General features: G+C 32.2%; 10 protein-coding genes. 1 reads left to right on the forward strand and 9 read right to left on the reverse strand.

What is annotated here, in order from left to right; genetic code table 11:
• The first annotated feature begins 20 nt into the window (after nucleotides 1-20).
• Nucleotides 21-542, forward strand: coding sequence for a TetR/AcrR family transcriptional regulator (locus D9V42_RS04795; RefSeq protein ID WP_122063444.1), 522 nt, complete (start codon nucleotides 21-23; stop codon nucleotides 540-542).
• A 150-nt stretch (nucleotides 543-692) separates the two neighbouring features.
• Here D9V42_RS04795 and D9V42_RS04800 read toward each other — a convergent pair whose 3' ends face one another.
• The 9 genes from D9V42_RS04800 to D9V42_RS04840 form a co-directional block, all read right to left on the reverse strand.
• Nucleotides 693-1082, reverse strand: coding sequence for a YisL family protein (locus D9V42_RS04800; protein ID WP_107555674.1), 390 nt, complete (start codon nucleotides 1080-1082; stop codon nucleotides 693-695).
• Between the two features lie 231 nt (nucleotides 1083-1313).
• Entirely contained in the window at nucleotides 1314-2219 is a 906-nt protein-coding gene (locus D9V42_RS04805; RefSeq protein ID WP_107530108.1) for a fumarylacetoacetate hydrolase family protein, read from the reverse strand.
• A 390-nt stretch (nucleotides 2220-2609) separates the two neighbouring features.
• A complete protein-coding gene (locus D9V42_RS04810) occupies nucleotides 2610-3746 on the reverse strand; it encodes a DUF418 domain-containing protein (protein WP_122063446.1) in 1137 nt (378 codons plus the stop codon).
• Nucleotides 3747-3771: 25 nt separating this feature from the next.
• A complete protein-coding gene (addA, locus tag D9V42_RS04815) occupies nucleotides 3772-7428 on the reverse strand; it encodes a helicase-exonuclease AddAB subunit AddA (RefSeq protein ID WP_122063447.1) in 3657 nt (1218 codons plus the stop codon).
• Complete coding sequence (gene addB, locus D9V42_RS04820) at nucleotides 7425-10892, reverse strand: helicase-exonuclease AddAB subunit AddB (RefSeq protein ID WP_122063450.1); 3468 nt, start codon at nucleotides 10890-10892, stop codon at nucleotides 7425-7427. Before addB ends, addA begins: the two co-directional genes overlap by 4 nt.
• A gap of 326 nt (nucleotides 10893-11218) precedes the next feature.
• The gene (gene lepB / locus D9V42_RS04825; protein ID WP_122063452.1) at nucleotides 11219-11812 is read right to left on the reverse strand and encodes a signal peptidase I; all 594 of its coding nucleotides are present in this window, start codon (nucleotides 11810-11812) and stop codon (nucleotides 11219-11221) included.
• Nucleotides 11813-11830: 18 nt separating this feature from the next.
• Entirely contained in the window at nucleotides 11831-12349 is a 519-nt protein-coding gene (gene lepB, locus D9V42_RS04830; protein ID WP_122063455.1) for a signal peptidase I, read from the reverse strand.
• A 4-nt stretch (nucleotides 12350-12353) separates the two neighbouring features.
• Nucleotides 12354-12929 (reverse strand): TVP38/TMEM64 family protein, encoded by a 576-nt coding sequence (locus tag D9V42_RS04835; protein WP_122063458.1) that lies wholly within the window; start codon nucleotides 12927-12929, stop codon nucleotides 12354-12356.
• 475 nt (nucleotides 12930-13404) lie between these two features.
• Nucleotides 13405-14736, reverse strand: coding sequence for a glucose-6-phosphate isomerase (locus tag D9V42_RS04840; RefSeq protein ID WP_122063461.1), 1332 nt, complete (start codon nucleotides 14734-14736; stop codon nucleotides 13405-13407).
• Nucleotides 14737-15060: the final 324 nt, after the last annotated feature.

A 15060-nucleotide genomic window follows, 5' to 3' on the forward strand; every position in this document is an offset into this window, starting at 1 on the left:
TTGATAAATGAGGTATCGTTATGGATAAAAGAAAAGAAAAATCACGTCAACTTATTATCGAAAATTTTATAATGCTAATGCAAAAAAAGGACATTGCTAAAATATCTATGAAAGATATCGCTGAAGTTTCTAATATCAATAGAGGAACGATTTACTTAAACTTTTTAGATAAATACGACATACTTAACCAATCATTAGATTTTATCTTAGCTGAAGCAATTGAAAAATGCGAAAGTACGATGAACCTTCAACAAGATGGTAAAGCAAATATGCGTGAAATACTCATAGCTATAGATAAACAATATTTTATCTTAAAACAATTAATACAAAAATCTGATTTAAATATATTAAGACAAACACTTTCTGAAAAATTTATGCAAAACATAAAACAAAAAGATAATGAAATAGCGTTACAATTTTTAGGTTCGGCAATAGTAGGTGTTATTATATGGTGGATAGCGCACTCTAGACCCTGCTCTATTGATGAGTTAAGTACTGAACTATGGCATCTGTTAGAGCCACATATTGATACATTTCTATAGATTAAATGGAAAATTTTCAGCGCAATTTTAATATACTATGTTAACGTTTGTTGTCTCACACTATAATACCTTTTAATTTAAATATATTTATCTGTCACCAAAACAACAAAAGAGGCTATGACAATGAAGTCGTAGCCTCTTTTATATAACTTACAAACCAAACATTTGCGTAATTGGCCCCATCGGTAAAATAATACCAATAATGATAGTCAAGATGATAACTACAATAGTAGTCCATAATAAACTATGACTTGGTTGACCTTTTTTACGTTTAGTAATTGTCACTTCCATCAATGCAACAACTGCTACACCGCAAATCATTTTCAATGTTAGTAACATATGTCCACCTGCGTTATCAGATGAGAATGATTGAATCCAAACCCAAAAACCTGAAATTAACACAAGTAACATAAATAATCTTAAAACCATATGAATTGGTTTAAAATAAGGTGAAGCACCTTGTTTTTCCGAAAAGTTAAAGTAAGCTGCAAAAAATAAAATAATTAATAATACCCAACTTGCTATATGCATATGTAACATATAATATAACCCCCACACATTTTTCACTTCAAAAGTATATAAAACAGAAGTATATTGTAGTCTTTTAATTATAAAATCAAAAGATTACTTACCTTATCATACTTAAAATCACTTCATTTTTCAAAAAGAATTCTATATTACTCTATTAAAGATGAAGTAAAAAGAGCGGGATACAAATCAAAATTTTAAATTCGATACGTATACCCGCGCTCTATATTATCTTAATAATTTTTATTTATCAGCAATAAAATTAGTTAATGTACCAATGTTATCGATGGTAACTTTAATCTCATCACCTGGTTGTAAAAATTTAGGTGGATTCATACCTGCACCCACGCCCGCTGGTGTGCCAGTAGCAATAATATCACCTGGATGTAGTGCCACAAATTTAGAAATTTCTTCTATCAATTCATCTATTTTAAGAATCATTTGACCTGTATTACCATCTTGACGGATTTCATTATTTACTTTCGTAACAATGTTCACATCTTCTGGTGTAGGTAATTCATCTTTTGTCACAATATAAGGACCTATTGGGCAACCACCAGTTAAACTTTTAGATAAGAATGCTTGGTCTTGTTCATTTTGAGCTTTACGGTCTGTAATATCATTGATAATAGTATAACCATATACGTAATCTAGCGCTAAACCTTTCGGAATTTTTTCACCTGATTTACCGATTACAATACCAAGTTCACCTTCGTAATCTAACTGTTCAGTAATATCTTTATGGTTAGGTATCGTGCTATTATCACCAGTTAATGACGAAGCAGCTTTTGTAAACACATATAATCGCTGAACTTCATGATTTAGCTCACTAGCATGATCCTGATAATTACGTCCAAAGGCAATCACATTATTTGTTGGCGTAACTGGCGGTAAAAACTCTATTTCGCTAAATTGTACTTTATAGTCGTCGCCTTTGCCACTATCTTCTGCTGCAACAACAGCTTTACGAACTTGTTCTTGAAAATCGACAACTTGGTTTTGTTGAAGTCCGTTTAATAATGTTTTCGGGTGGAATTCGCCTTCAGCAAAATCTGCAAAAACTTTTTTTAAGTCCCATGCAGCCTCTTCACGTTTAACTTTCACACCATAAGATGTCTGTCCTTCATGTCTGAATGATAGGAATTTCATTCAATATCAGCTCCTCATCTATATCTTATTACATATTATAACTATATTTACCCATAAATAACAAATAAATAACTAGCGCTTACAAAAATTCTCCTGAACTCAATGAAAACGCATTTTTTCATGTTGTATGTCTGATTTGATTACAACTTCAACTTATTATTTGTCCTTTGAAACATTAAAAACAGTTTTAAAGTTTCAAAATGAGAGTAGAACGGCAGTCTACTTGATTTAAAAGATTTGCCATCCTATCTCTACAAAGATAACTCGTTACCATAAAGATAAAAGCTATGCATGCGTCGCCTCTCCCTATAACTCCCACTAACATATTACACATTAATGATGTCCTATACTCATTTAATAATTTTTACAATTCATTCGCATTATCTAAATTCATTTAAGATATGTGATCTTACGCCATAGCCATTCAAATGGTCCCATTTTAAAATGTTTTAAATAATAGTAACAGCCTACTAATTGTAAGGCATAAACAAGTAATGCAATGATATAAGATTGATATAGTGGTAATTGATTATATAAGCCCCCACCTATACCTAAAAATATGATTGATAAAACAATGCTTTGAGTTAAATATACCGATAAACTTAATTTACCTGGATATGTGAATACTTTGAGCAAATGTGCCATACGCGTACTTTGATACATAGCAACAAAAATTAATATATAGCCGGCAGCAACAATTGGGCCACCAACAATATTGATATTCTGGTATGCACTATTTGAGAAATCAAGTGCAAAAGGCATTTTAACTATATAACCTATAATAAGGCATAAAGCCCCCCATTTAATTGCACTTTGCTTTCGTAGTTGAATTTTCTCAACTAACTTTAATTTTTGTGCTGCTATACCTAAAAGAATATAGGGTAGAAGTTCAAAATAGGCAGTCCCTGTTACTACATCTAACACATTATATAGATTTTCGAGTGCATTTATTTTCAGAAAATCTGTATACAGTCCTTGTTGTTTAATTTCTATCAATTTAGATAAGGATACACCACTAAAATTATGCTGGGTATATGGATCATTGATTAAAGCATTTACTGCAAACGGTATAACTAGCAATAAAATTTTTAGGATAAACAAGATGATTGCTGCTTTTATTAAACGCTTGGCTTTAGATTTAATAAACAACACCGCTATTAAACCTGTAAATGCATACCCAAATAAGATATCTCCTGAAAACACAAAAAATCCATGTAACACACCCATAAACATAAGAAAAATTAATCTTCTAAGTATTATTGGGTAATAGTTAATGCCTTTCATCTGACAATTGTCGTACATAATGCTCAAGCCATAACCAAATAAAAATGTAAAAATAGGATAAAATGAACTAATAATTAACAAGGTAATTCCGTGTAATAAAATAGCGTCAGTTCCCTGTACAACATCAGACAATAAACTTTCCTCATACGGAAAACTAAAAACTAATATATTCATTAAAATAATACCTAGCAAACTTAATCCACGTAATGCATCTATTTCATATAACCTTTGTTGCGATGACACAACAAGCACCCCTTATAGTCTAGTTTTATTCATCAATAGAAAGTTGACCAAATTTAAAGAAATATAAATAACCTTTAACATTTGTATTCAATATAGTTTCTAAAGTGTTTCGATAATATTCCATTTGCACCTTATAACGTTCTCTTAGCTGTGCACCTATTGCTTCATCTGACATATTGCGACGTCTATTAAAGGCATCTGTCTTATAATCCACGAAGTAATATTGGCCATCCTTCTCAAATATAAGATCAATCATCCCTTGAATAATAGAAGCATCTTCTTCCATATTTTCAATGCGGTCTACTTTAGCTTGATTGACAACAAATGGTAACTCACGATATATACGTTCACTCATAGCAATCGTTGAATATAATTCACTTTCAATAAACTGATAAATATCTTCAAATCGGACATCCTTTTTAGCATCTTCGTCAATAATATGCTTGTCTATTAACTGATTGATAAGTACATCCACATCACTACGAGACAGCCCTTCTTTTTTAAACGGTAAATGTTGCATTACCGTATGCATAAGCGTACCAATTTCATTTGCTTTTCGTTTCGTAGTAAGGCTTAAAAATCCTGGTCTATCATATGAGGCTGAGCCAATTCGATATTGTCTAACTCTATCGTAGTTAGTATCAGCTTGTTCTGTTTCAAGTTGTCGTTTCAGTTCTGATACGGATTGTTTTGATGGCTTTTCAATAGCTACTTGATGTGGGTATTTGAAACTTAATTGTTCATGAATCCGCGACTTAAGCTCATCATTACCAGTCTGAGCCGACTGTATATCTACTAGCGTACGTTGTTCACTTTCAGCTATAACGATTTCTGAGGCAATATCTTCATAAAAATCTGTTTTTAACTGTACAAAAGGCATCATTGAGTCATCGATGTCATTGATTGTTGCTTCAAAACGTAATTCTTTTGGCAGTGACGTAGATTGATATTTTGCTAATATTGGATAAATCATATCAATCGGGCGTTGTGCGGTTAAACGGTAGCTCACAGGTAAGTGCGTCTGCGACACTGAAACCTGTTCAAGTTGAGTTAGTTCTTTTTCGTCTTTTACACGCCCAATTAAAAACAATTGTTCTTTAGCGCGTGTCAATGCAACGTAAATTAACCTCATTTCTTCTGAAATCATTTCTTTTTCGGCTATCGCTTTATACGTAACAGATGATAATGATGGATAAGACAAACGACTATCAATATCATAATATGTCATACCCAAGCCATAGCTTTGATTTAAAATAACTGGTCTGTGCAAATCATCTCTTCTAAAACGTCTTGATAACCCAGAGTAAATCACGAATGGAAATTCTAACCCTTTACTACTATGAATTGTCATCATTCGCACAACGTCATCATTTGGGCCAACAATATTTTCTTCACCAAAGTCCTTACCTCGTTCTATCAATTCATCTATAAAACGAATAAATTGATATAAGCCACGGAAACTAGAATTTTCAAATTCTACCGCTTTATTAAACAGTCCATATAAATTTGCGCGTCTACCTTTACCACCAATGATGCCACTAAAATATTGAATAACATAATGGTCATTATAAAACTTATCAATTAGTTGATAGACAGGGTGACTTTGGCTATAGCGTTGATACATTTCAATATCTTTCAAGAAATATTCGAGTTTAGTGACTAATTTTTTATTAGCAGCATCATTGGCTATATAATGCTGTATCGATTGATAAAAATAATCATCATTTGGACTAAACACCCTGATATTTGATAACTCATCCTCAGTAAACTGATAAATTACAGAACGCATGAGTCCAACTAAATAAATATCTTGTAATGGATTATCTACCGTTCTTAAGAAAGATAATATGAGTTGAACTTCAGTCTGTTCAAAGTACCCCTCTTTACTATTTACATGAAATGGTATGTTATGATCTTTAAACGCTTGTTGTATCTTACGTGCCTGACCATAGGAACGTTCTAAAATGACAATATCTTTATAACTTGGTTTACGATACTGCTCAGTTTTCATATCATAAATCTCATGTTCCGACATTATCTTTTCCACTTGTTGGACAATATATTCTGCTTCTTGTTCTGAACCATTCAAGTCCGAAGAAGCATCTTCCACTAACATGTTCAACTGGACATTATGTGGCTCATTATCGAAAGGAGCACCGTAATAAAGTTGGGCAGCATCATCATAGTCAATTTCTCCAACCGCTTCATCCATCATATGCTTAAATAAATAGTTCGTTGTAGTCAAAACTTCTTTTCTAGAACGGAAATTTTGTGATAAATCAATACGCATACCATTCTCTGAACCATCTAAGGTAAAACGGTTATATTTCCCTATAAATAAACTGGGATCAGCTTGTCTAAATTTATAAATAGATTGTTTTACGTCACCTACCATAAATAAGTTCCCGTCTGCCTCACTTCCCCGTTTAATACATGCAATAATTTGCTCTTGTACACGGTTGGTATCTTGGTATTCATCAACAAGTATTTCTTCAAACTGTTTACAATACATATCAGCAATATCTGATGGCGTGCCATCTTCATTCATTAATACGCGCAATGCAAAATGTTCATAATCTGAAAAATCAAGTAAGTTTCTACTGCGTTTCTTCTGATTAAATAAATCAATTACATCCGCTGTTACTTGTGCTAAATATGCTACTCTAGGTGCTAAGCGCTGCATATCCATTTTTAAATCTTCAGCATTACGTGAAAAATAATCTTCTTGTACCTTAGTTACCAACGCTTTATATTGATCGTAATGTTTTTTACCATCATCGTATGCATCTAACATCATTTCATTGGCTTCTTTTATTTTTTTATTCTTAGCTGGAAAACGTAATTCAAACTGGTGTTCTGCAATAACTTGTGTGTTTAATATACCACCTTCCATTGCTTGAGCAATAAAGCGACGTTCTTTTTCTAACACTTCAACTTGTTTATCTACTTCTTCAAGCATCATGAACAAATCATAACTTTTATTTAAAGCTTCCAATGCAGAATTCATAAAAATCATAGCTAAATCATTTAATAGTTTTAGTAACTCAGCTTGTTTCCCAATATCATCGTATGGTACTGATAGCTGATCCAACCAAGCCGATGGATTTGGATTCGCCACACTAAAATAAAACATTTCTTTAACGGTGTTTCGTAGCTGATTGTCATTCCGATCTGAAGATAGTTGTTCCGTTAAATCAATGAAATTAGGATCAAGTTGGTCATAATGTTTTTCTAACACTTCATCTATTGTCTGTTCAAGTAGCAATATATTTTCAGCTTCACTACTTGTTCTAAAGTTAGGATCAATATCTAACACATCATAGTGATGTTGAATTAATTTCAAACAAAAGCTATGTAACGTAGATATCTGTGCTTGATGTATCTTCACACGCTGATTCTTTAAATGTGTGTTATTTGGGTCTTCATTCGAAGCTTCTTGAATCCTTTGGTCTACACGGTGTTTCATTTCTCTAGCACTTGCATTCGTAAATGTAACAACAAGCAGTTTATCTACATCAATTTCATCTTTAATAATACGTTGTATAATGCGTTCTACAAGTACGGCAGTCTTTCCAGAACCTGCGGCAGCAGCAACAAGTATATCCTGACCTTTTGCATAAATACTCTTCCATTGGTTATCTGTCCATCTCGTATCCCCAGGTTTCACTGGTATTTGACTCATTCTCCATCGTCCTCACTTTCTAAAACTACATTTTGTACCGCTTCTAATGGATCAATAGATTCGTCAACTGTACGATAACGTTTACTATCTATCATACCGTCTACATGACAGACTGATTTATAGCTACAAAAATCACACGGTAATGTCTGATTGTATTTCATTGGCGCCACTTCTGTATGTCCATCCATGATATTTGATGCCGTTTCAATAAAGTTTTGTTTATTATGATGAATTAATTTATAAATGGTATCCTCATCTGCCACCTTACTATTACTTTTAATACCACCATCTTTCTTTAATCCTAAAGGTACAATATCAGAATTGTAACTTGGCTCCAGTCTAGTATCAAAAGCGTCTAATACTGATTCATCACTATTTAGTAAGCCGCTCAACTTGAAGGATTGGATAAATTCAGAGTCTCTTTTTTCTTCTGACAATTGATTCCATGCGAGTTTAATGCGCGGTTCATGTACATGGAAGTATAATAGCCCACCAGGCTTAGTTAACTCTGTTAATCCTAAACGTGATTTATTTTGAAGTACAATATCCATGTAGGTCATCATTTGCATTTGCATACCGTAATAAACTTTTGTTAAATCCAACGTACCGCTATATTTAGATGACTTGTAATCAATAATGTTTACATAACTCTCTTCCCCGTTTTTATACGTATCGATTCTATCGATTTGTCCACGTATATTTATAGGAATACCTTGTTTTGTATGTAACGATTCAGCTAATAACTCACTATTATCTCTTGGTTTTCTTCTAAAACCAGCTTCAAACCGTTGTGGCGTAAATTTAGTATAGTTACCTTGATATTTTAATGCTGTTAAAGTCGTTTCTACAATGGCCCCAATACGTTGTGATAAATAACGGTAATAGGCTGTTGAATTTAGTAAGTTAAATTGGACTTCAGGTAATATTTCACTCAAAGCTTCAACTGTGAGCTTATGAATTTTTTGTGGGTTTAGATTCTTAAAATCACCGTTCACTTTTTCTGAAATAAATTTCAATACTTGATGGAAAATATCTCCTAGATCAAAGTTTTCCAACTTGTATTTTGTACGTTCATTTAAACGTAAGCCATGTGATGCAAAGTGTTTAAATGGACAAGCTTGATAGCCTTCAAATCTAGAAACACTTGCATTAATTGTAGAACCATACAATTCTTTAGATAATGATTCACTTAATTGAACCGTTTCATTATCATAAGTTAAGGCAGTTAATAAATAATCTAAACCATCATTTAAACTTTCATCGTCTCGCATCACTTGATACGTATCTATCCAAGTTTCCGCAACAATTTCATCATCTAACCACGCTTTTAACGATTCAAATAAAGCAATTTTAGTTTGATGTGGATGTTCCATTAAAGTAAGTGGTTGAGCTTGATGTTGGTGATGTATATTTTGAACTTCTAAATTAGTAAACAATTGTTGAATTTGACTTAAAAATGGACTTGGTTCTTTTTGATCCCCACTAGACCCCATAAGTGAATATGAAAATGTAACTTGTTTACAACTACGTGTCATTGCAATATAACATACAAATGCTTCATCCATTTGCAGTATATCTGCCGTAGGACTTAACTCTATAGAAGATTGTTCTTGGAAATATTTCTTTTCGTCATCCGTAATTAAACTTGAAGATGAAACAGTTTGCGGTATAACACCGTCATTTGCTCCTACTAAATATACGTGTTGTTTATTATCTACTTTTGCTAAATCCATAGTACCAATACTCACCTGATCAAGCGTTTGAGGAATCATTACAAATTCTAACTGTTCTAAGCCAATATCAAACAATTCTAGAAAACGCGACTTAGACATTGTTTGCTCACCAAAAACTGTAACTAAGTCATCCAACGTTTGAATAAAGCCATGCCATATCTGGTCAATTTCCTCAGCCGCTCTATGTTGACCGTTATAATCTAACGTATCACGTTCAGTCATTAATTGGCTTGGTAAGTCGAATGCTTCCATCGATTCGTAGAAAGCAGTAGCAAATTCAATAGCTGTAGTTGCACGATTCATATTTTCTTCAAATAACATCACTTTATTGATAACATCTGTTTTCATTTGAATAACACGCTCAAAGGTCTCGCGTTCTTCATCTGATAATTGTTGACGTTTTAGCCCCATTTTTCTAAATTGCTCAATATCAAAATATTTTTCATCCAACCAGCGTTTACCGTAAATGCCACGTTCTAGCACAAAATTTTCTAATATATCTATCAAATAATTACTATCTTTAAATTTCTTCGATAAAATATCTGTTTTAAAAAGTCGCATCAGTGGATCAAAATTCCAATTAGTTTGTATTACTTCAATAAGTGATCTTATCATTTCCATTATAGGATGATGTGTCATTGATGGCTTCACATCGATGTTATATGGTATGCCAAATTGTGGCAAAATTGATTCCATGAGATAGGCATAAGCTTCATCTCTATATAAAATTGCTATATCTTGATATCTATAGCCTTTCTCACGTGTTTCTCTTAAAATACGACGGGCAACTTCATTTATTTCTTCTCTCATCCCACTTGCTTCTAAAATTGCTATATCGCCATTTGCAACTGTGGACTCAAATTGTAATGCATTAAAATTACGTTCTAAATTGGCTAAATCAGAATTAGCAAAGCGATATACTTCATCAAAACGTTTTGTATGTAATTGTACATTGAGATCGTTTGCAATTTCTTCTATGTGTAACAGTGATTCCGAAGGTTTTCTAAATAAACTAAACATATCTTTATCGCCGTCAGTTGTTAATGCCACTGTAACTTTTTTAGCACATTTAACTAAACTACGGATGATTTGATACTCTAGTGTCGAGAAGTTATGGAAGCCATCAATATAAATTTCCGCTCGCTTCAACCATTCAGATTGATCCATCATCGTAATGAATCTTTGTAAACTATCTTCTGTGGATACATATGTCCCATCAATTCTATCTTCTAAATGTTTATAAACCAGTGCAATATCTTGTAATTTATGCTTTGTTCTTGTTTGCAAGTCATTTTCTGAAATATAATCACTTAATTGTTGTGGAGTTACTGCATATTTTTTAAAATCTTGTATTTGTTCATAAAGTTTTTCACTAAATCCATAATATTTAACTTGAGAGCGATATAGTTTCAATTCTGATTGATGTTGTTGTATGATGTCATAAATCATCATTTCAGTGCCTGCTTTAGATAATTGTTGTTCTATCAAACCACCGACTTCTTGAAACACACGATAACTTAATCGTTCAAAGTGTAAAACTTCGGTTCTCATACTACCATTTAATGATTCATCACTTACGAATGATTGTTCAAGCTGGAAAGTGTTTTGTGTAGGCGCAATTAAAACAATAGGATCGCCTAATGGATCTTCTCGCATTTTTGTTTTAATTTCTTCAATTATTGTTTTCGATTTCCCTGTGCCTGCTCTGCCAATATAAGCATTTAATTCCATGATTTACGCCAACTCCTTTGACTCACATTTTAACATATATATGGTTGTGTATAACTATTCTTATACCTTGAATGTCGAATAAATTAGAATATGGCTTTACTATAAATTTGATTATTTGTTAGTAGTTTATAATAAAAATAGGATCGAGACACAAAGAGTTATCTCGATCCTTTTTCTATACGCTTTATAGTAGCAACTGCATTGTACATATTATTGTTAGTCAATATATACTGTTCTCATTTTCGAACTTTTACTTTATTAATCAATTAGGGCAATGAAATCTTATTTGGTTAACAAAATTTCACTGCCCTACGCTCAATATTTTACTATTCATATTTTGTATCTGGATTAAATCCAAATTTCATTTCGCTTAACGGCCAAAAACTGAATGATACTTTACCAACAACTTGGTCTTCGTCAATTAAACCAAACGAACGACTATCTTTACTTACTTCACGGTTATCCCCAAGAACAAGTAATTTACCTTCTGGGATTTTATTTTTATCTTTTACTTTGTCTACACCTTCAGATTGTTCGTTCATCTCTTTTGTTGTAAAACTACCAGTTATATAATTATAATCTTTATGTTTTTCATTATAATCTAAGTATGGCTCGTCTACTTTTTTACCATTAACAAATAATTGATCATCTTTATATTCGATGTTATCACCTGCTGTACCGATAACACGTTTGACATAATCATTATCCTTAGTTGCATGGAAGACAATCACATTGCCTTTTTCAACATCTCCAAATCTTTGACCAATCAAATTGACAATAACGCGTTCCCCATCTTTTAATGTAGGATCCATAGAGTCGCCTTTAACTGTATATGATTTTCCCACGAAGTTAACAATTAGCAATACTAAGGCAACTGCAACAACGATGGACACAATCCATTCTACGATTTCTTTTCTCAATTCCTTCACCTCGTTTATTTAATTAAAAGTCACTGTAAATTTTTCAAACGGATAATATCTTAAACTTGTATTGCCAATGATATCTTTCTGATGCACGAAACCTAATGTTCTTGAATCGTTTTTATTATCACGATTATCATTAAGTACAAAGTAAGCATTCGGCGGAATAATATCACTTTCAGAATCTTTGATGTTTCTAAGTGACAAGTTATTGATGCTATTGTTTGTATAAGGTTCATTTACTTCTCTATCATCTCTGTACAATGACCCGTCTTTAAATGAAATAGATTGTCCAGGTTTTCCGATGATTCTACTAAACTGGATTTCTTTTCCGTTACGATACATAATAATATCATTATTATCTAAAAAATTAAATGTCGTTTTTATCTTATTAACAATAACACGATCATCTTGTTTTAGATTTGGAGCCATTTTATCATCTTTGATAACTGATCCTGTAAGTACAAATGCCTGAATCAATAGTACAATAATAAGCGCAAATATTATGGAAATCAAATGTTTTAATAATTTTCGCAAGTTGTCACTCCTCTGACGAATGCATAAAATGTTTCTCTAGTTTTCTACCAACGAGCCATACTACAGCAATTACTACCACTATTGTTATCAGCCTTATCGGATTAGTAAAAAGTGTTGTAATATCATTACCTAACCAACCTACAAGACCAATCATTATAAACTTAGATGCAATTAATACAATTAGATAGGCATGCGCTTTAATATGGGATAAACTTGCCACAATATTAACTAAAGCACTTGGTGTAAATGGGAAGCACATTAAGATAAAAATAGGTATGACACCCTTTCTATCGATAAAATGTATTAAACGTTGAACTGATGTCCGTTGCTGAATTTTTTGCATATATTTTGTATGTGTTAATCTTCTAAAAAATAAAAATACAATATAACTTCCAGCTACAGTGCCTAACCAAGCTAATAAAGTACCAATGAACCAACCAAATGCATTAACGTTTACAATTACAAACACAATGATTGGTAAAATAGGAATGAAAGCCTCAATAAATGGTAATAGAAATCCTGCGATGTATCCTAAACTACCAAATATATCAAACCAATACTGTACTTGTTCCTCTGTCATCAAACCCATCCTCGTCATCACTATTCTTTATAATTATAAGTGTAAAGTTGCTTTTTTAAAACTATAAAGCGTTCTATATAATATAAATCAGTCTTAAGGACGACATGCTTTCGAAACCCAGATTGAATGACTATCTACGGTTTCAATATAGCACTAATTTTATAGAGCGTGAACAAAATCATAACCACTGTAATGTTGACTTTGAGTTAATCAGCTTGTTAAATACTCCTGTATATACGTATTAGAAAAAAGAGAGCGTATGAAAGTTTTTAAATTATTAAAAACTTTCATACACGCCCTCTGCCAAAGATGACTAAAGCCGAAAAAATGAAAAATTTACCTGAGTTGTATCTCATATATAAGTGACCCTATCTCAATATAATGATAAAGGCTGAGACAATTAATTGTCCCAGCCTCCTCAAAATACAAATTTAACATCAACTCATTATGTGCTATATAACATTACGTTGAAAAATTATAAACGTTTTTCTAATTCTTCTTTTTTATCTTCAAAACCTGGTTTACCTAATAAAGCAAACATATTTTGTTTGTATGCTTCAACTCCAGGTTGGTTAAATGGATTAACACCTAATTGATAACCGCTCATAGCACATGCTAATTCAAAGAAGTAAACGATATAGCCAAATGTCTCTTCATCTAAACGAGGAATATTGACAACAATATTAGGTACGCCACCATCAGTATGCGCTAATAATGTACCTTCAAATGCTTTCGTATTTACTTCGTCTATAGATTTACCAGCTAAATAATTTAAACCATCTAAATTATCACCATCTTCTTCGATAGTAATATCATGTTTAGGATTATTAACTTTCACAACTGTTTCGAATAAGAAACGACGACCTTCTTGAACATATTGTCCAAGTGAATGTAAATCTGTTGTATAGTTAGCGCTAGAAGGATAAATACCTTTATAGTCCTTCCCTTCAGATTCGCCAAATAATTGTTTCCACCACTCATTAAAATATTGCATTGATGGCTCATAGTTAATCAACATTTCAGTGTCATAACCTTTTGCATATAAAACGTTACGAATTGTTGCATATTGATACGCAATATTGTCTTCTAAATCTTCTGAAGCCAATTCTTCACGTGCTTTTGCAGCACCTTCCATCATTGTTTTAATATCAATACCCGCAACAGCGATTGGTAATAAACCAACTGCAGTTAATACTGAATAACGACCACCTATATCATCTGGCACGACAAATGTTTCGTAACCTTCATTAGTTGCAAGTTGCTTTAACGCACCTTTTTCTTTATCTGTAGTAGCAAAGATACGATTTTTCGCTTCTTCTTTACCATATTTATTTTCTAATAATTGTTTAAACAATCTAAATGAAACTGCTGGTTCAGTCGTAGTACCTGATTTAGAAATAACATTCACTGAGAAATCCTTACCATCTAAATAATCGATTAACTCTTGTGTATATGAAGAAGATAAATGATTACCTACAAAAACGATTTCTGGGAATTCCTTACTATTTCTAAATGATGATGTTAGCATTTCGATAGCCGCGCGTGCACCTAAGTACGAACCACCGATACCAATTACTACAAACACCTCTGAATGTTCTTTGACACGTTTTGAAGCTTCTAAAATACGTGAGAATTCTTCTTTATCATAGTCTACAGGAAGATCAATCCACCCAAGGAAGTCACTACCAGCACCAGTTCCTTCATGAATTGTTTTGTGAATTGACTTAACTATATCTTTTTGTTGCTGTAATTCATGTTCGCCGAAAAATTCTAAAGTTTTACCATAATCTAATTGAATATGAGTCATTTTGAATTGCCTCCAGTGTTTTTAATTTCATCATTATTTTACTAAGTTTATTTTGAGTATTCAAACAACTAGCCTATATTAGATTGATATTTTACCTATTAAAGCGTTAAATTACTCAATACACCTCATCGATTATTCATTATTTTATACAAAAATAAACATACTGTAATTCTCCAGAAACCCTTAAAATAGGTAAAAATCAACGATAAGAAGAATAAAGTTTATATATTTTTGTATATTTATGTATAAAAATGGTTTTATTTTCATTTACTTTCTGCTATACTAATCAATATCAAATTCTTATTAATAAATTATAAAAATTCA

Origin of the sequence: Staphylococcus pseudoxylosus, assembly GCF_003697915.1 — a bacterium.
Classification (GTDB): Bacteria; Bacillota; Bacilli; order Staphylococcales; family Staphylococcaceae; genus Staphylococcus; species Staphylococcus pseudoxylosus.